The following is a 19,615-nucleotide window of genomic DNA, read 5'->3' on the forward strand; positions in this document are numbered from 1 at the left end:
GTGACGCTTCCATCGCCCAAGTCGGCGGCGGAGGGCGCGTTCGTCTATCGACGACGCCGCGCCGAACGCCCGCGTGATCGCTGGCTGCGTATCATCGCGCTGTCGTGCGCGCTGCTTGTCCATCTGGTGTTCCTCTTCGGCGCCATCCTTGGGCCTGCGTACGAACTGGAAGAATCCAGCGACGAGACGCCGCCGCTGGTCGTGCGCCTGATCGAAAAGCCCAAGGAAGAACCACCGCCGCCGCCGCCGGTGCGTGGCACGCCGCCCAAGCAGGTGGGTCCGGTGCACAAGGGCAATGCGAGCAACGCGCCGCACACCGCGCGACAGAGCAGTTCGTCCACGCACACCAACAGCGAGCTCTCGCCGGTGCCGGTGCCTGCCTTGCAGACGCCCGTGGTGACCGACGTACCCAAGTCGGAGGCACCCAAGCCGGAGATCACCGCCGCGCCGCTGCCACCGGTGACCGTGCCCAAGCCAGCGCCCGCCGAGCAGACCGAGCCCGTGCCGGCCGCACCGGAGCCGCCGCAGGTTGCCATCGAGGCGCCCGCCGTGGAGAAGCCGGTGCCGCCGAAATTCCAGCCCGAGCCGGTGCGCAAGCCCCAGGTGGAAGGCACGCAGGCGATGCCGCCGCCGGCATCGATGGCGATTACCGAGGTGCCACCGCAATCGGCACCGGTGGTGACGCCGCCGACCATTGCCATGGAGCAGGCTGTGCCGGCGCAGACACGCCCGAGCATTGCGCCCGTACCGCGGCCGGAAGCCCCCGCGTCACCACCCGAGCCCGAGCTGCAGGCCGTGCCGTTGCCGGCACAGGCCGCACCGACGGTAAACCTGCAACCGCAGCCCACCACGGTTGCGCCGGTGGTGCCGCAGGAGCAGCCGAAGATCGAGTCGCCGGCCATCCGTGTGGCCGAAGAGCCGCAGCTGGAAGCCGTGCCATTGCCGCCCAATCCCCAGCCTTCGCTGGAGCATCCGCAGGCCCCGCGCCTGGATGTGGTGGCGCCCAAGGCGATTGCGCTGGACAACAAGCCATCCATCGAACGCCCGCAACTGTCCGAAACGCCGGCCGAAGCCAACCCGACCAAGAGTGCGGCCAGCGCGTCGGCAGCCAACGCGTCCTCGCAGAACGCGTCCACTGCCCAGGCCAATACGGCCAGCAACGAATCGAATGCCTCCTCGAGTGAGGCAGGCCAGAGCAGCGCGCCCAATGCCACGCCGCAGGGCAGCAGCAGTGGCACGCCCGGCCAGCCCAATGGCGTGGCCCAGTCGCCGGGAGCCACCGGCGGCAAGGGACTCAATCTTTCCCTGCCGCCCGGCAAGGGCAATGGCACAACCCCGGGCGGCAGCGCCCAGGGCGATCAGCAGGGCGCCGTGGGTACCTACGTGCAGGTCAGGCCGCACGGCAACACCGAGATCATGTCGCACGGCACGCCCAGCATCGGCTACCAGGCAACGCGCTTCGAAAAGGACTGGACGCCCGAAGGCGAAAGCTCCATCGACACCGCGCTACGTCACGCAGTGGAGAAGACCACGATGCGACACACCTTCAATCTGCCACGCGGCGTGCGGGTGGAATGCGTGGTGATGCCGTTGTTCCCGATGGCCTTGTTCGGCTGCGGCGATGGCAATCCGCCGCCCAAGCCGGTGGACGACGTGGTCTACGACAAGATGAAGCTTGCGCCAACCAACCCGCTGGTGCCGACGTCTGGGCCTGTAGGCGCATCACCTGTCATGGCGACCGTGAAGCTCGATAACGCGGCCCAGTGTGCGGCGGCTCATGTTGCCGGCGGTCCGCTACCGCCGGGTTGTTCCGCCGATGTCACCACGGTCCCCACCGGGCCGGCGCGCAGCGGTACGACGTGGGTTCCAGCGAGCGACCAGTTCCACTGACTGATCGGGACACGCGCCCAGCTCAGGTAAATCATCGCGCCAGGGCCTCGGCAAGAGGTATCGGTGCGATGAGTCCGCGCACCTGCAAGCTAGGCACCTTCGATTGCCTCGGTGCCGCTCATGAAACGTCTTCTGCTTGCCTCCCTGTGGCTCGCCTGCGTCGTGGCCATGCCCGCCGCGCATGCCGCCGATGAACTGGACTGCAAGCTGCATTTCGAGTTGAGCAGCTGGTCGCTGATCTACAAGCACGTCAGCGGCAAAGGCACCGTTACCTGCAACAACGGTCAGTCCATGAAGGTGAAGCTGGACGCCAACGGCGGTGGCCTTTCCGTAGGCAGTTCGCGCATCGACGATGGCACGGGCGAGTTCACCTCGCTGCATTCGATTTCCGAGATACCGGGCACGTATGCCGACGTGAATGCCAACACGGCGATCAAGGCCGGCAACGCACAAGTGCTGACCAAGGGCGTGGTGTCGCTGGCGATTGCCGGCGTGGGTCATGGCTTCGAGATGGGCGTCACACTGGGCGAGCTCACCATCACCCAGGACAACTAGTTCGCCATGCGAGGCGCGGGTGCTGGCTAGGTATATGTACCTAGTCACCCTTCGAAGATTTGCGCTACCGGCCTGGTCTGGCGCGCTGCATGCTCGCACGCGTCACTGCGGCAGCAGCAGGTGGCGTCTCCTGTGGCGCCAAAGATGTTCTTTCTCCGTGAGGTTTCTATGCGTGTAGTTGGCTGGTCCTGTCTGGTGCTCGCTCTTGGCCTGGTGATGAATGATCCCGGCCGCGCCCAGCAACATGATGTCCCTACCGCAGCTGCATCGACGCAAGGCACCATGGACTCCCGTGCGTGGCCTCACAGCTTCGATGTCGATGGCACCCACCTGGTGCTCCATCATCCCCAACTGGAAAGCTGGAGCGGCAACCAGCTCAAGGGTCGGCTCGCCGTTGCCGTGAAGACCGGCACGCAGACCGGCAGTGACGGCAAGTCGCACGATGTGCTGGCTTATGGCGTGGCCTGGTTCTCGGCCCGCACCGTCACCGAAAAGGCCTTGCGCCAGGTGTCGCTGTCCAACATCACCATCGAGCGCGTGTCGTTTCCGACGGCCACGGCAGACCAGGCGAGGTACCAGTCGCTGCTGCAGAAGGTCGCAGGCCGCGGTACGCAGCTGGCCGACCTGGACACCATGGAAGCCTCACTGGCGATCCATCAGGCCCAGAGCGAAGTGAAAAGCGTGGCGGTGCGCAACGATCCGCCAGAGATCATCTTCTCGTTCAAGCCGGCGCTGCTGGTGTTGATCGATGGCACGCCGGCGGTGCGCCCCACCGGCAAGGGAAGCGTGGGACGCATCGTCAACACGCGCTCGTTGCTGCTGCAGGACGGCGGCCAGTACTACATGCTGCTTGCCAGCCACTGGGTGAAGGCGCCGTCCCTCGACGGTCCCTGGGCGGCCTTGAAGTCACCGCCCTCATCCGTGCTGCAGGCGGCGGAGGCGGCGGAGAAGGCCGGGCAGGTCGACACGCTCGACAATCCGTCCGACACGCTCAAGCAGATCCTTGCCTCGGGCCAGCTGCCGGGCATCGTGGTGCGCACGCAGCCGTCCGAGCTGATCGTGATCAACGGCGACCCGCAATTCGAGGCCATTCCCGGTTCGCAGCTGGCCTACGTGGTCAACACGCCGTCTGATGTCTTCATCGATCAGTCGCAGGATTCGATGTGGTACGTGCTGATTTCGGGGCGCTGGTTCACCGCCGCTTCCACGAATGGCCCGTGGCGTTATGTGCCGGGCAAGGATCTGCCGGCCGACTTCGCCAGGATTCCGTCCGACAGCCCCAAGAGTGCCGTGCTCGCTTCCATTCCGGGAACGCCGGAAGCACGGGAATCGCTGATCGCCAACAGCGTCCCGCAGACCGCGACTGTCAACGCGCAAACCACCCAGTTGCACCTGACCTATGACGGTCCGCCGCAGTTCAAGCCGATCGACGGCACCTCGCTGTCGTACGCCTGGAACACGCCGGTGCCGGTGATCCGCGTCGGCCCCGATGCCTACTACGCCGTGCAGAACGGCGTGTGGTTCACCGCGGCCAACGCCAACGGGCCCTGGTCCGTGGCGGTTGAAGTGCCGGCGGTGATCTATTCGATTCCGCCGAGTTCATCGCTGCATTACGTCACCTACGTCTACGTCTACGGTCACTCCGATGACCAGGTCTACGTGGGTTACTCGCCGGGTTACTACGGAACGGTGAGCAGCGACGGCGTGGTGGTCTACGGCACCGGCTATGCCTGCAGTCCCTGGGTGGGCGACGTGTGGTACGGCTGCCCGGCAACCTATGGTTTCGACGTGTCTTTCGGCTGGACGCCATGGGCGGGCTGGGCGTTCGGTTTTGCCTGGGGTGCCGCGTGGTCGTCGGCATGGTACGGGCCCTGGTGGGGCCCCTGGGGTTACTGGAACGGTGGCTACTATCCGGGCTATTGGGGTGGCGCCATCTCGGCGGCGAATGTTTACGGACGCTGGGGCAACAGTGTGGTGGCAGGACGTGGCGTGGCATGGTCCAACCCGTGGACAGGCAATTACGGCAGGGCGGGTCGCGGCGCTTACTACAACACCGCCACGGGTGGGCATGGCCGCGGTTACGCGGGCTGGAACACCAATGCCTACACCGGAGTGACCTCCGGCCACGCGGGCGGCATCCGCTACAACCCGCAGACCGGGCGCGCCGTTGCCGGTCATGGTGGCGCGGCGGTCAATCCGTACACGGGCAACGCCGTGGCGGGTGGCGAGCACACCGTGGTGAACACCAACACCGGACGCGTCACGCAGGCTGGCGGCGTGGCCGGTCGTACCAACGAAGGCGCCGGTGCGGCCGGGGCATTCAATACGCAGGGAGCGGGTGGCGATGCACGCGGCGCAGGCTACGTGAACTACAACCGCGATACCGGTGAGGTGAACCACGGAGGCGTGGTCCAAGTGAACGACCACGTGTATGCCGGCCACGATGGCAACGTCTATCAGTACACCGATGGGCAGGGATGGCAGAAGGCCGACACCAGCGGCAACTTCAATCGCGTGTCCGGCCCGGACAGCGAAGCAACAGAGCAGGACCGCATGGCCCGCGACCGTAGTGCCTCCGGTGCGTCATTCAACGGTGCGGACCGTCCCGAGCAACGGCCGCAGTTCGATCGCAGCAACTACGACAACCGGTTCCACGGAAACATGGGTGGCTTCCGGCCCTCGTTCGGCGGCGGTCGCTTCGGTGGCGGTGGTGGCTTCCGTGGGGGCGGCGGGTTCCGGCGCTAGGCCGGAACCCACTGGCGGCATCCTGTGATCAGCGCAGGATGCCGTCGGCCTTCAGCTTGGGAATCAGCGTCTGCGCCAGTTCCGTGGTGGCCTTGGGAACGTTGTTGCGGCCGATGCCCTGCGTGGTGACTGTCCACACCAGCTTCTCTGAACGCGCATCCCATACGCTGGTTTCCAGCGTGATCACGTCGTACTGCTGCACATCGGGCGTGGCTGCCCATGCGCCGCCGTACCAGCCGTAGAAGCCGCCGTACATGGGGCCGCTCGGCGTGACGCTGACCTTCTGCTCGACGCGCTGCACGCGCGTGACCAGTACCGCCTGGGCGCCGCTGGATTTCACCAGGTCACGCAGTCGCACCGCGCCGGTGGTGCCGGCAGGGATCTGCGTATAGCTCGGTGACGCCTGCACACCTGCAGCCTGCAGCTGCTGCGAGAACGTGTCTTCGAAGATATGGCGCATGGTGTCGCTGCGCGAAATACCCACTACCACGACGTTGGACGCCGGCGGTCCCGGCCAGGACGGATCGCGCCATTGGTTGGTGACACTGACGTTGGAACACGCGCACAGCACGAGACCGGCTGCGAGGGCGAACAGACGCAACGCTTTCATGGCGATGGCTCCCTGGGGTTGGCCCACCCGAAGGGTGGGCGGCAACCCGATTGTGCGGTGGCGATCGTGCAGAGTTCGCGATAACCGCCGGCCGTCACCCCTCAGGGCGACGGCCGCAGCAGCGAGCCGAAGGTCAGGTAGACCGAGTTGTGGCCGCCCTCGGCGTAGCCGTAGCCAAGGAACAGCGGCCCCAGCGGCGTCTGCACGCCCAGGAACAGGCTGCCCGCATAGATCAGCGAATCGAATCGCACCTGGCTCTTGCTCTGCCAGGTGTTGCCCGCTTCCAGGCTGGCACCGATGAAAATGGGCGTGGAGAAGACCGCATCCATCTTGCCGGTGCGCCGGTACACCACCGCCCGGCCCAGGAAGGACTGATCGCCATGCAGGGAACGCTCCGGGTACCCCGACAGGTTGAGGAACCCGCCCAGGAAGCTCTGCGCCTCGAAGAACTGGTCCATCTGCTTGTCGTGGCTCAGCGCGCTGCTGGCCCACATGCCCAGCAGCAGGTGGTAGCGCGTCTGGGCCAGTCCGAAGTCGGGTACCCAGTCGGCTTTCAGCTGCGCCACGTCGCCGGTCTGGTTGGCGCCCAGCCAGGGGCGGTACATGTTGTAGGTCAGGCTGGCACGCGCGCCCTTGGAGGGAAACTGCGCATCGTCCAGGGTGTCCCAGTCCACGCCAAACTTGAGCTGGCTGTAGTTCTGCGTCTCGTTGAAGAAATCTTCCGGATTGCCGATGCGCAGATCGCCCTTGTCGCTTCCGCGCGTATAGCTGGTCAGCACGCGCCAGTACGGCAGCGGCGACCAGCCGCCTTCGAGCCCCAGGTAGCTGCGTTTGACCCGGTACTCGGCCAGCTGTTTGTCGCCGTCTTCCGTGAAGACCGGGAAGTCTTCGTTGCGCAGCAGGCCAAACGGCATGATGTAGGTGGATGCGCCTTGTCCCCACGGCTGATAGAACTCCGTGGCGAGGCCGCCGATACGGCCTGCCCATGCGGTGCTGCGCCACTCTGCGCCGAGCCGGTTGATGTTGGTGGCGGTGACTTCGCCAGAGATCAGGTATTCGCTGCGGCCGGCAAAATCGTCGTCCAACTGGAAGCCCAGCTTGCCGTACACCGGCCCCCAGGGCTTGTCGCGCGGGATGATCAGCAGGCCCCGCTGGTTCTCCTGCTGTTGCAGCCGGTAGTCGATCTGCTGGTAGTTGCCCTGGCCGTAGATGCTGCCGATCTGCGACTCGAGCTTGGTGGCGTCGAAGGTCTTGCCTACATCCTTGGCGAGTCGCTCTTCCACGTAAGGCGCGGTTTGCGTATGGCTGGCGTCGACCTTGAGGAAGGCCACCAGCGCCGGATCGAACGTGCGTTGCCGGTGTTGGGCGACAAAGGCGTTCCATTCGTCCGGTCCCACGGCCAGGGCGCGCAGGCGCGGCAGTGCGGCTTCCGCCGCGGCCTTGCCGATGGCGATGGCCTCGGCGCCGCGATTGAACTCGGAAGCACTCATGTCGCCCAGTGCCGGCGTGATGAGGATGTCGTTCGGCCCCAGCGTGCTGAGCTGGCGCTGGGTTTTCTCCTCCATCAGCGCGCTCACCATCTGGTTGAGCACGGCCACGGGGTTGCTCAGCTCTTCGCGGTGGGCCAGGGGAGAGCCCACGTTCACCACGATCAGCTGCGTCGCGCCCATGTTGCGCGCGACGTCCATGGGCACGTTGTCCATCAGGCCGCCGTCGACCAGCAGCAGGTCGTCGACATTGGTGGGTGCGAACGCGCCGGGCACGGACATGCTGGAGCGGATCGACAGCGCCAGGTCCCCCGAACCGAATACCACCGGCTTGCCGGCCACGATGTCGGTGGCGACGGCGCGGAATGGAATCGGCAACTGGTCGAAATCGTGCACATCCCAGGTGGAAATCAGCAGGCGGCGCAACAGCAGCAGAAGCTTCTGGCCCTGCACCACGCCGGCAGGCGTGATGATGCGGCCGTTCTTGTAGCCCACTTCGAAATTGAGCAGGTAGCGATAGTCCGCATCCTTGCGGCGCATCGGCAGTTCGATGCGTGCCGGGTTGTCCGAGAACAGGTCGCTCCAGTCCAGCGTGCTGATGATCTTGTCCATCTCCTGCGATGAGTAACCCGCCGCGTACATGCCGCCGACGATGGAACCCATGCTGGTACCCGATACGCGGCAGATGGGAATGTGCTCACGCTCGAGCACTTCGAGCACGCCGATGTGTGCCGCGCCACGCGCGCCACCGCCGCCAAGCACGAGGCCGATGCATCGACCGGATGAAGGAGTGGGCGCCGATTGCCCGAAGGAAGGCATCGCCGCAAACAGGCACAGCATGGCGATCACTGCTAGCCGACAGCGCATTACCACCCCTCGAAGATAGAAAAACGGTATTGCCCGGATGACACCGGGTTCAGAGCATCGTAAGGCAGGATACTGATCTGCGCGTCCGTGAAATTACTCAAGTGGGGCAGGCTTTTTACGCAGCTCGCCCGTACACGGTTTTGTCACAAAGCTGTCTGTCGGATGGATGTCCGCAATGCGCGCGCGAGGTGCGTGCGTTTCAGAATGGCATGCGTTTCAAATGAAACGGGGCCGTTGCGGCCCCGTTTGTTACAGCATGCGCAGCATTTCTTTCAGCAGTGGCAGACGTCGCACGCGCACTGCGCTGACACGAAAAACGGCGTTGGCCAGTGCCGGTGCGGCACTCGGCATGCCGAGGAAGCTCGCGCCCGTTGGTTCACGATCGCCCGGCACGATGATCACTTCGGTGGTGTCGGGCAGCAGCGCCATGCTGGCCAGCGGATAGTCCTTCCAGTTGCGCTGCTGGACCTGGCTGTCCTTGTAGGTCACGGACAGATTGAGTGCGGAGGAAAGCGCGTCCAGCGTGGCACCGGCCACCTGGCCTTCCAGCCCGGCCGGGTTGATCACGCGGCCCACATCCACCGCACACACCACGCGCTCGATGTTGAGCTTGTCGCCCTGCAGCGAGGCTTCCACCGCATGCGCCACGTAGGCGCCATTGATGTGCCAGCAGGCGATGCCCAGGCCGTTGACGGTGCGCAGCCAGTTCTTCCACTCGATGCGGTCGGCGACCAACTTGAGCACATTGAGCAGGCGGCCGGTGTCCAGCGCGTGGCCTTCGCCCAGGTCGATCATGCGCGGTTCGCCGATCAGGCGCAGGCGCGTGACCAGCGGATCTTCCTTGAGCGAATAGGCGATTTCGTCAATGAAGCTTTCGACGGCGAAGGCGTTGTTCACGTGCGGCATGCCACGGGCCGGGCCACGCAACATGGCCGAGGGCAGGGAATACCAGTCGCTGCGCAGGTTGGGCACCAGGCCGGCAGGCAACTGGCGTGCGTCGACTTCGGACGTCCAAAGCTGATTGTCCGGCTGGCCGCGCTGGGCCAGCGACGAGGCACTCGCCAGGCGCTGGTTCCAGGTGACCACCTGGCGTTTGGCATCCAGTGTGGCGCTCAGCTTGTGCACGGTGGCGGAGCGATAGTAGTCCTGCGTGAGGTCTTCATCGCGCGTCCACATCAGCTTGACCGGCTTCTCGACCGCCTTGGCCAGCATCACCGCTTCGGCGACGTAGTCGTGGTCGAGGCGGCGGCCGTAACCGCCACCCACGCGTGGCACGCGGATCTCGATCTGGGCCGGTGACAGGCCGGTGAGTCGCTGCACGACTTTCCACGCCTGCTGTGGCGCCTGCGTGGGCGCGACCACCACGGCCTGATCCTTGTCGATCCTGACCAGGCAGTTCATGGGCTCGGCCGTGGCATGGGCAAGCCACGGTTGCACGTAGGTGGCCTCGACGCGGCGTGCAGCCTTCTTCGAGGCGGCATCCACGTCGCCGTCATTGCGCGCGCGAGTGGTGGGCTGGGCATCCTTGGCGTTGACCAGGTCGGCGGCCTGCTGTTCGAACCACGCGCTGCTCTCACTCTGCGCGCCGGCCTTCCACTGCAGCTTGAGCTTGGCGCGACCCTGCAGCGCAGCCCAGGTGTTCTCGGCGAGCACCGCCACGGCGGGCGAGCGCACGGTCTGGCCGAGCGGCACGCCGGCTTCCGGCTTCACCTGCACCACCTTGACCACGCCCTTCACGGCGAGTGCTTCGGTGGTGTCCAGGCTCTCCACGCTGCCATCGGGCCAGGGGCAATGCGACAGCACGGCGACCAGTGCATCCGCCATGTAGGTGTCGAGTGCGTGGGCTGTCTGGCCGGTCACGATGGCGCGCGCATCGATGTCGCCCGCGGGTTGGCCGATCAGCGTGTAGCGGTCCGGCGTCTTGAGCTGCACCGGCGCGTCCGGCGGCGCGATCTTCGCGGCCGCTTCGGCGAGCGAGCCGTAACCAAACCGGCGGCCATCGGGGGCGACCACGTTGCCTTCGTCGCAACGCAGGCGATCGGCCGGCACGCCGAGACGACGCGCCGCCGCCTGCAGCAACAGCCATCGCGCCAGCGCACCGGCGCCGCGCAGATCGGCCCAGGCGGCCGGAATGGAGTTGCCCAGGCCGCTGGTCTGGTGACCATAGATCCAGCGCGGCTTGCCGTTGTCGTCTTCCACGCCCAGGCCGAGCGGCACCACGCTGACGCGGGTCCAGTCGGCATCGAGTTCGTCGGCGATGATGCGGGCCAGCGAGGTGGACGTGCCGGTGCCGGTATCCGGATCACGGATGCCGATGACGACGTTGCCGTCCGCATCGATGCGCACGTAGGCACCCAGCCCAAAGAGCGTATCGCCCAGCATGGCGGGAGGAACCGGCAGGTCGGCGGCTTCCGCCAGCGGAATGCCTACGATCAACGCGCCGGCCGTGCCGGCGAGTACCTTGAGAAAGCGGCGGCGCGACAGCGGCAGCATGGTGTCGTTGGCGTGGCTCATGCGCGGGCCCCCTTGGCGGCGCGCTTGATGGCGCTGCGCACACGGGTCTGGCAGCCGCAGCGGCAGAGGTTGGGCAGCTGGTCGATGTCGCTGTCTCCGGGCTGCGGGTGGCGATTGAGCAGATCCAGCGAAGCCATCAGCCAGCCGGGCGTGCAATAGCCGCAGCCGATGGCGTTCTCGTCGATGAAGGCCTGCTGGAGCGGGTGGAGCTTGCCGTCAGCGGCAGCGAGGCCCTCCACCGTGGTGACCTGCTTGCCCGCCAGCTTGGCCACCGGCAGCTGGGTGGCCGAGGCAAGCTTGCCGTCGACCAGCACCAGGTCGTAGCCACCCTCGCCGTGCTCACCGCTGTACTTGGTGCCGGTCAGGCGCAGCACGTCGCGCAGATACCAGAGCAACGGCATCTGGTCATCGCCGGTGTGGCGATAGCTCTTGCCGTTGATCTCCAGGTCGACTCCCTCGCGCACCTTCTCGGGCACGATGGTGTTGCTTGTTCCAGGTGTCGGCAGCTGGTCTTGCGCGTTCGCCATCGGGTCGGAGCTCCTTCGGAATCCACTCATTGTGGCATTGCAGCCCGGTTCTTAGGAGGTAACCCGGCTGAACAGGCGTCGCCACACCAGGTAAACCGGCACGCCGGCGGCCATGATGAGCAAGCCGATGCCGGTGTTTTTGGGGCTGGCCTGCAGGCTCTGCACCACCACCAGGCCCACCGTGCCGATGAAGATCAGTGGCAGCACAGGGTAGCCCGGCACGCGGAAGCTGGCCTCCGCGCCTTCCCGGCGGCGATACCAGAACAGCGTCGCCACGCCCACGGCGCAGGCCAGCCAGTCGCCGAAGGTGGCGTAGTCGAGCAGCTGGCCATAGCTGCCGGACAGCACCAGCACGATGGCCCAGCCCGAGAGCAGCAACAGGGCGACGTTGGGCGTGCGGTGCACGGGGTGCAGGCGCGCCACGCTGCGGAAGAACAGGCCGTCGTCGCCCATCACCTGCAGCACGCGGGCGCCGGAGACCAGGGTGATGTTGCAGAAGCCCAGCGTGGAGATGGCAATGCCGATGGCCATCACCTTGGCGCCGGTGCTGCCGAACACCCGCTGCATCACGTCGGCCGCCGGCGTATGGCTGGCCGCCAGGCCGGCGTGCCCGAGCACGGCCAGGTAGGCCAGGTTCACCAGAGCGTAGGCCGCGATGACCAGCACCATGCCGATGAACAGGGCGCGCGGCAGGGTGCGCTGGGGCTCGGTGACTTCACCGGCCAGATTGTTGAGATAAGTGAAACCCGAGTACGCGAAGAGCACCGGCAGGGCCGCGCCCATGAAACCCACGTCGGGGTAAGTCGGATCGGCGGCCAGCACACCCTTGCCACCCGCGCCCGCAAGGAACAGGCCGCACACCACCAGCACCGCCACCGCCAGCAGCTTCAGCAGGGTGAACAGGTTGTGCACCTGCGCGCCCAGGCGCAGGCCGAACAGGTTGATCAGCGCCACGAAGGCCAGCGCGCCTGCGGCCAGCGGCGTGATCATGGTGGTTGGCAGTCCGAACACCGCGGTGGCGTAACTGGCGAAGATGGTGGCCACCGCTGCGCTGGAGCCGGAATAGATCACCAGCAGCATGGTCCAGCCGAACAGGAAGCCCGCCAGGGGGCCAAAGGCGTCGCGCAGATAGACGTAGCTGCCGCCGGCATGGGGGCGGCGTGCACCCAGCTCGGCATAGCACAGGGCGCCGATGAGGGTGAGGATGCCCGCGCCTATCCACACCAGCAGCAGTGCCAGACCGGATTCCGTGCGACCCGCGGCGATGTACGGATTCAGGAAAATGCCGCCGCCGATCAGTCCACCGACCACGATCAGGGCCGCATCCCATGGGCGGAGACGACGGACGTAGCCGCCGGGCGTCGAGGTATCGCTCATGAAAGCTTCGCTGCGGGAAATTGCGGCGAGCATGGCGGCAGGGGGCGGGTGTAGGCAAGCCCTTGGCGGAGGCCGTGTTCGCATCAACAGAAGGGCCGGCGCGGGGCCGGCCCTTCCTTCGGCAGCGTGATCTGCGCAATCAGAACACGGAGAAGAACAGCGCCAGGTTGGTCACGTTGAGCGTGCCAATGCCTGCGCCTGGCTCATAGCCCGGCACACCCTTGTAGAACCAGTTGTCGCCGGCACGGATGTCGTTGAACGGCGAGAACGGCCCGTAGCTGAAGATGTTCTGCATGGCGTAGATCTGCGGATTCCACAGGCCTACGCGGCCATACGTGGCCTGTGTCAGCAGGGCGTTGATGCCGTTGAGCTGCGGCGCCACGAAGCTGGTGCCGCCTTCAAACGTCAGCAGGCCCGGGCCGTCCAGCGAGGACACGAAGCTGTAGCCGGTTTCCGGATCCGCATTCAGCGAGACGTCCGGCACGTTGCGGCCCTTGTAGTTGCCCGGCAGCGTGTAGTTGATGTCATAGGCCGGCGCGAGCAGGGTCTGCTTCTTCTCGCTGCGGCGAATGCCCGAGGTAAAGGCCTGGTAGCGCGGCAACGGCCAGAACACGCTGACGCCACCGCCACCGCCCACCGAATACACCTCCGGCAAAAGGTCGACACCGAAGTTGCTCTGGAAGTAGCTGGCGATGTAATCCCAGCCCCAGATGCTTTCCTTGTCGAGCGTGGCCTTCGGGCCGCCGCTGAAGCTGTAGGTGAAGGGCACCGTGGTGCCGCCGGCAGTGGTGATGAGCGGATCCGAGCCCGGTGCGTCCGCGGTCAGCGGCGGCGGTACCGGATCGGACGGCAAGCCGCCAAGGCTGCGTACCGTGTCGTAAGCACCGGAGTCGCCCGCCGTGGCGAACATGGAAATACCCTGTGCTGCGGCTTCCAGGAAAACCTGGTGGAACGCGCGCAGCTCGTCGGTGAGGTCCACGCCGCCGTTCAACTGCGGGAAGTAGAAGATTTCCGGCGAGCCCCAGCTGACCGACAGGCTGTCGACCTTGTTGTCGGACACGGCCTGGTTGAACACGTCGAAGAAGCCGGCATCGGTGTTTGGCGCGTCATACACAATGATGTTCGCCCACGGTGCCACGCCGCCGGACTGCTCCACGTCGAGCGAGGTTTCGCCCGAACCCGCGGCGCTGCCCAGCGGTCCGCCGCCGTCCACGTGCACCTGGCTGATGCGGTTGGGTTTGACGTTGAGCCCGATGGTGCTCCAGTACGTATACGCATCCGCAGGAAGGAAATTCGCCAGCGTGGCAATGCCGATGGTGACGCCCCTGCCGTTCACGCCGGCGGCGTACAGCGGGTTGATGTTGTAGCGATTGGCCACGTCGCCCACGGTGAACGAGCCCGGGGTGCAGGTCGCCGTTGCATTGCCGGTGCAGCCGGCAGCCTTGGCGGGCGCGGCTGCCGCGCTCTTGGCCAGCGGGCTCATGGTGGCGGCGGAGGTGGTGGAGGCGGTCGGGGTAGAGGGCTGGAAGGCCGATACGCGGCGCGAGCGATAGCGGGCTTCGGTGCTCAGGCCCGAAGCGACCACCAGTGTGCCGGACAAGGAGGAGGGCAGCGTCGGGGTGGCATTGGGACGATGGAACGTCGTGCCATCGGCATTGCGGTAGTCATGAATGGACGTCTGGAAGGCCTTGTTGAACTGGCCGATGGTGCCGCTCACCTTGATCGCCAGGTGGTTCGGCAGCAGTTCGACCTGCTGCAGCCCTTGCTGTTTGACAAAGGCCTGCACCTTGGCGATGTCGTCGGTAGACGCGCCGAAACGGTCGGCAAACTGCGCCGTCGTCAGGAATCGATGGTAGGAGGGATTGCCTTGCGTAACCGTGCTGTAGACGAAGTTCTCCAGCGCATCCTGATTGCGAAGGCCCAGCACGAGCGTGACGTTTACCGTCTGGTTCGTGTTGCTGGCACCGAGATCGGCCGGTGACGAAGTGCCAGCTGCCATGGCCGCCGAAGTGGCGCCGCCAAAGAACAGAAGGCCGAGGGAGACTGCGAGCGACTTGCGATGCAACGTCGAGAGCATGTGGTTTCTCCAGGGTGGATACGACTCCTGCCGTGCCATGACGCGCACCTGTGCGCTGTCACGCCTCCCGGCATGGTCATAAGACGGACGTCATGGCATTCCCCAACCCGGCATGCCCCCTGAAGATGACTCCATACCGGCCCGGTGAAACTAACGCTGCCGGAGGAATACCGGAAGTGGCTGATTGATCGAAAGAAATTACGCAAATGGCATCACTGCTTGCATGTCTTGCGCAATATGTTGCGCCTACAACCAATGGCAGGTCGGATCGCGGGCCGCGCCGGAGCGTTTCCACGGGAAAAAGAACGGCTTGGCGGCGCTTTTCAGGCTCCGGGCCGGTTTGCGGCACAATAAGAGGGTTGTGCGTCGTAGACATTCCGGTTTTCGACGCCCGCCATCCCCCGGAGTCGAAGCCACCGCCATGACCACCATCAAGCAAGACGATCTGATCCAGTCCGTCGCCGACGCCCTGCAGTACATCAGCTACTACCACCCCGTCGACTACATCACCAATCTCGCCGCCGCCTACGAGCGCGAGGAGTCGCCGGCCGCGAAGGACGCGATGGCGCAGATCCTGATCAATTCGCGCATGGCCGCCGAAGGCCATCGCCCGCTGTGCCAGGACACCGGCATCGTCACCGTGTTCCTCAAGGTGGGCATGAACGTCCGCTGGGACGCCACGATGTCGCTGGACGACATGGTCAACGAAGGCGTGCGTCGTGCCTACAACGACCCGGACAACAAGCTGCGCGCCAGCGTGCTGGCCGACCCGGCCGGCAAGCGCAGCAACACCAAGGACAACACGCCGGCGGTGATCAACGTCTCCATCGTTCCGGGCGACACCGTCGAGGTGATCGTTGCGGCCAAGGGTGGCGGTTCGGAAGCGAAGTCCAAGTTCGCCATGCTCAACCCGTCCGACTCCATCGTGGACTGGGTGCTCAAGACCGTGCCGACCATGGGCGCCGGCTGGTGCCCGCCGGGCATGCTGGGCATCGGCATCGGCGGTACCGCCGAGAAGGCGATGCTGCTGGCCAAGGAGTCGTTGATGGAGCACATCGACATCCAGGAGCTGATCGCCCGCGGCCCGCAGAATCGCGCCGAAGAACTGCGCATCGAGCTGTACGAAAAGGTCAACGCGCTGGGCATCGGCGCGCAGGGCCTGGGTGGCCTCACCACCGTGCTCGACATCAAGGTCAAGGATTACCCGACCCACGCGGCCAATCTGCCGGTGGCGCTGATCCCCAACTGCGCCGCCACGCGCCATGCGCACTTCACGCTGGATGGTTCCGGCCCGGTCGCGCTCGATCCGCCGTCGCTGGAGCACTGGCCCAAGCTCACGTATGACTCCAGCAAGGGTCGTCGCGTGAACCTGGATACGGTCACTCGCGAAGACGTGGCGAGCTGGAAGCCGGGCGAAGTGCTGTTGCTCAACGGCAAGCTGCTCACCGGCCGCGACGCCGCGCACAAGCGCATGGTGGACATGCTCAACAAGGGCGAGCCGCTGCCGGTCGATTTCAAGAACCGCTTCATCTACTACGTGGGCCCGGTCGATCCGGTGCGTGACGAAGTGGTGGGCCCGGCCGGCCCGACCACCGCCACCCGCATGGACAAGTTCACCGAGCAGGTGCTGGCGCAGACCGGCCTGCTGGGCATGGTCGGCAAGGCCGAGCGCGGCCCGGCCGCCATCGAGGCGATCAAGAAGCACCAGTCGGTGTACCTGATGGCCGTGGGCGGCGCCGCTTACCTCGTGTCCAAGGCGATCAAGGCCAGCCGCGTGGTGGGCTTTGCCGACCTGGGCATGGAAGCGATCTACGAGTTCGAAGTGAAGGACATGCCGGTGACCGTGGCCGTGGATTCGGCCGGCACCTCCGTGCACCAGACGGGCCCGAAAGAATGGCAGGCGCGTATTGGCAAAATCCCCGTGGTGGTGGCCTGACGCCACACGGCTCTTTCCCTCTCCCCTTTGGGGAGAGGGCAGAGTGAGGGGCGGGTGGGGGTTTACGGTTGCGTCCGTTTTCCCTCACCGTCATTCCCGCGAACCCCGAAAAGGGGGCAAGAGCGGGAATCCAGCGACTTTTCGCTCCTGCATCACAACGCCAGGCCGTAAAGGCACTGGGTGAACCGCCATCCGGCGGTTGAAGGACGCCTCCCGCTTTCGCGGGAATGACGTTTCAAATGTAACGGTGAGGAAGGGTGCACTTCCCATACTCCACCGCATTTAGCCATCCAAACACTGTCTGCGCCCGCGGGTTGCATTCCGCCTGCTGCGGCGCAACACTCACAAGATTGTCTTCTCCAACCACCAACGAAGGTACTCGTGAACCCGCAAAGCCCCGCGTCGCTTCCTGCTGACGCATCCTGGATCGTGATGAAGTTTGGCGGCACCAGTGTCGCTACCCTGCCGCGCTGGCAGAACATCCGTGAGCTCGTTGCCAGCCGCCGCGCCGAAGGCGCCCGCGTGCTGGTGGTCGTGTCCGCGCTCACCGGCATCACCGACGCACTCAAACAGATGTGCGCGCAGGAAGACAAGGGCAAACGCATCGAGGCTGCCAAGGCGATCGCACAGCGTCATTACGACCTGCTCGATCACATGCAGCTGGCGGTTCCGGACACCCTCGACGCCCGACTCACCGAACTGGCGCAACTGGCGGACGATGGTCCGTCGGTGCTGGGTGAACTCGCGTGGGCGGCATTGGTGCAGGCGCATGGCGAGCTGATGTCCAGCGCGCTGGGCGCGGCCTTCCTTACCCACAGCGGTTTGCACACGCAGTGGGTGGATGCCCGCGATTGCCTTTCGGCCATCGCGCTGCCCAACCAGAACGAGCGCACCAAGCTGCTCTCCGCCATGGTCGAGACGAAGCCGGATCCGGCGCTCAATGCGCGCCTCGCGGAGCAGGGCGACGTGTTCATCACGCAGGGCTTCATCGCACGTGAGGCGCAGGGGCGCACCGTGCTGCTGGGTCGTGGTGGTTCGGATACCTCGGCGTCGTACTTCGGTGCGTTGCTGAAGGCGCAGCGCGTGGAAATCTGGACGGACGTGGCGGGCATGTTCACCGCCAACCCGCGCCAGGTGCCCAGCGCACGCCTGCTGCAGCGACTGGATTACGAGGAAGCCCAGGAAATCGCCTCCACCGGTGCCAAGGTGCTGCATCCGCGCTGCCTTTCGCCGCTGCGCGAGCCGCGCGTGCCGCTGCTGATCAAGGACACCAACCGGCCCGAGCTGGAAGGCACCCTGATCGGCCCGGAAGTGCGCGAGCATGCGCCCAGCGTGAAAGCCATCAGTGCACGCAAGGGCATCACCCTGGTGTCGATGGAATCGGTGGGCATGTGGCAGCAGGTCGGCTTCCTCGCCGACGTGTTTGCCCAGTTCAAGCAGCATGGCCTGTCGGTGGACATGATCGGTTCGGCCGAGACCAACGTGACGGTGTCGCTGGATCCCACCGAAAACCTGCTCGATTCGGACGCGCTCGCCGCGCTCGCCAGCGACCTGGCCAAGGTGTGCCGCGTCAAGGTGATAGCGCCGTGCGCGGCGATTACCCTGGTCGGTCGTGGCATGCGCTCCATGCTGCACACGCTGTCCACCGTGCTCGCCGAGTTCGGCCAGCTGCGCGTGCACATGATTTCGCAGTCGTCCAACAACCTCAATCTCACCTTCGTGGTGGATGAGAACGTGGTCGACGACCTGTTGCCGCACCTGCATGAGCTGCTGATCACCGCTGGCGCGCTGCGTACCGACGACAGCGCGCTGTTCGGCCCGAGCTGGCAGGCGCTGTACGGCACGGGCGAGGTGCTGCCGCCGGCAGCATCGTGGTGGCGCGAGGAGCGCCGCGCGGATCTGCTGAAGATCGGCGCCGGTGCCACGCCGCGCTACGTCTACCACCTGCCCACCGTGCGCCAGCAGGCGCGCGAGCTGAAATCGCTGGCAGCGGTGGATCGCCTGCATTACGCGGTGAAGGCCAATACGCATCCGGCCATCCTCAAGGCGCTGGCAGACGAAGGCTTCGGCTTCGAATGCGTGTCGCCGGGCGAACTGAAGGCCGTGATGGCGGTGGTGCCGGAATCGGCACCCCTGCTGTTCACGCCCAACTTCGCGCCGCGCGAGGATTACGCATGGGGTCTGAGCACGCGCGCCACGCTCTCGCTGGATTCGCTGTACCAGCTTGAAAGCTGGGGCGAGCTGTTCCGCGGCAAGGAAGTGGTGTTGCGGCTGGATCTCGGTCGCGGCCTGGGTCATCACGAAAAGGTGCGCACGGGCGGCAGCGGCAGCAAGTTCGGTTTGCCGGTGGAACAGCTTGATGCCTTCCTGCGCCTTGCCGACACCCACGGCGTGACCGTGCGTGGCCTGCACGCGCACCTGGGCTCGGGCATCCTGGACGATAGCCACTGGGGCGAGGTCTACGGCCAGCTGGCCAGTCTTGCCGAGCGCATCGGCAGCGTGACCTTCCTGGATATCGGTGGCGGCCTCGGCGTGCCGTCGCATCCGGGCGAGGCGCGGCTGGATATCGCCGCACTCGACAAGGTGCTTCGCGAAGTGAAGGCGGCCTATCCGCACTACAAGCTGTGGATGGAGCCGGGCCGTTACCTCGTGGCCGAAGCCGGCGTGCTGCTCACCAAGGTCACCCAGACCAAGGGCAAGGGCAACGGCCAGATCCGCTACCTGGGCGTGGATACCGGCATGAACAGCCTGATCCGCCCGGCGCTGTACGAGGCCTGGCACGAAATCGTCAACCTCTCGCGCCTGGATGAGCCGGTCACGGCGCTGTTCCAGGTGGTGGGCCCGATCTGCGAAAGCGGTGACGTGCTGGGCACGGATCGTCGTCTGCCGGAGCCGGTGGAAGGTGACGTGATGCTGGTGGCGCAGGCGGGTGCGTACGGCAAGGTAATGTCCTCGCCTTACAACCTGCGGGATGAGGCGGAAGAGGTCATCCTGGACGCCTGACGGTACGCTTGCTTCCTCCCTCTCCCC

General features: G+C 65.8%; 11 protein-coding genes. 5 read left to right on the top strand and 6 right to left on the bottom strand.

Annotated features, from left to right (window positions below):
* The 3 genes from H8F01_RS13995 (at position 1) to H8F01_RS14005 (ending at position 5,190) form a co-directional block, all read left to right on the top strand.
* The gene (locus H8F01_RS13995) at positions 1-1,890 is read left to right on the top strand and encodes a hypothetical protein (protein WP_238480989.1); all 1,890 of its coding nucleotides are present in this window, start codon (positions 1-3) and stop codon (positions 1,888-1,890) included.
* 120 nt (positions 1,891-2,010) lie between these two features.
* Entirely contained in the window at positions 2,011-2,445 is a 435-nt protein-coding gene (locus H8F01_RS14000) for a hypothetical protein (RefSeq protein WP_187055705.1), read from the top strand.
* 282 nt (positions 2,446-2,727) lie between these two features.
* Positions 2,728-5,190: a hypothetical protein gene (locus H8F01_RS14005; protein ID WP_238480990.1), complete on the top strand. Its 2,463-nt coding sequence runs from the start codon at positions 2,728-2,730 to the stop codon at positions 5,188-5,190.
* A 28-nt stretch (positions 5,191-5,218) separates the two neighbouring features.
* On the opposite strand, the gene H8F01_RS14010 is transcribed toward H8F01_RS14005, so the two are convergent.
* The 6 genes from H8F01_RS14010 to H8F01_RS14035 all read right to left on the bottom strand — a co-directional run bounded on the left by H8F01_RS14010 (position 5,219) and on the right by H8F01_RS14035 (position 14,649).
* Positions 5,219-5,800 (bottom strand): DUF4136 domain-containing protein, encoded by a 582-nt coding sequence (locus H8F01_RS14010; RefSeq protein ID WP_187055707.1) that lies wholly within the window; start codon positions 5,798-5,800, stop codon positions 5,219-5,221.
* 101 nt (positions 5,801-5,901) lie between these two features.
* On the bottom strand, positions 5,902-8,154 hold the full coding sequence (locus H8F01_RS14015) for a patatin-like phospholipase family protein (protein ID WP_187055708.1): 2,253 nt from the start codon (positions 8,152-8,154) through the stop codon (positions 5,902-5,904).
* Between the two features lie 249 nt (positions 8,155-8,403).
* The gene (locus H8F01_RS14020; protein ID WP_187055709.1) at positions 8,404-10,668 is read right to left on the bottom strand and encodes a xanthine dehydrogenase family protein molybdopterin-binding subunit; all 2,265 of its coding nucleotides are present in this window, start codon (positions 10,666-10,668) and stop codon (positions 8,404-8,406) included.
* The gene (locus tag H8F01_RS14025; RefSeq protein ID WP_187055710.1) at positions 10,665-11,195 is read right to left on the bottom strand and encodes a (2Fe-2S)-binding protein; all 531 of its coding nucleotides are present in this window, start codon (positions 11,193-11,195) and stop codon (positions 10,665-10,667) included. The genes H8F01_RS14020 and H8F01_RS14025 overlap by 4 nt, the downstream gene beginning before the upstream one ends.
* 51 nt (positions 11,196-11,246) lie before the next feature.
* On the bottom strand, positions 11,247-12,572 hold the full coding sequence (locus tag H8F01_RS14030; RefSeq protein WP_187055711.1) for an APC family permease: 1,326 nt from the start codon (positions 12,570-12,572) through the stop codon (positions 11,247-11,249).
* A 139-nt stretch (positions 12,573-12,711) separates the two neighbouring features.
* Positions 12,712-14,649 carry a S53 family peptidase gene (locus tag H8F01_RS14035; RefSeq protein ID WP_187055712.1) on the bottom strand — a complete coding sequence of 646 codons (1,938 nt, stop codon included), beginning with the start codon at positions 14,647-14,649 and terminating at the stop codon, positions 12,712-12,714.
* A 421-nt stretch (positions 14,650-15,070) separates the two neighbouring features.
* Between H8F01_RS14035 and H8F01_RS14040 the strand changes: the two genes are divergently transcribed.
* Positions 15,071-16,585, top strand: a complete 1,515-nt coding sequence (locus tag H8F01_RS14040; protein WP_187055713.1) for a fumarate hydratase — start codon at positions 15,071-15,073, stop codon at positions 16,583-16,585.
* Between the two features lie 381 nt (positions 16,586-16,966).
* Complete coding sequence (locus tag H8F01_RS14045) at positions 16,967-19,588, top strand: bifunctional aspartate kinase/diaminopimelate decarboxylase (protein ID WP_274380547.1); 2,622 nt, start codon at positions 16,967-16,969, stop codon at positions 19,586-19,588.
* The last annotated feature ends 27 nt before the right edge of the window (positions 19,589-19,615 follow it).

Source organism: Dyella telluris (genome assembly GCF_014297575.1).
Lineage (GTDB): Bacteria > Pseudomonadota > Gammaproteobacteria > Xanthomonadales > Rhodanobacteraceae > Dyella > Dyella telluris.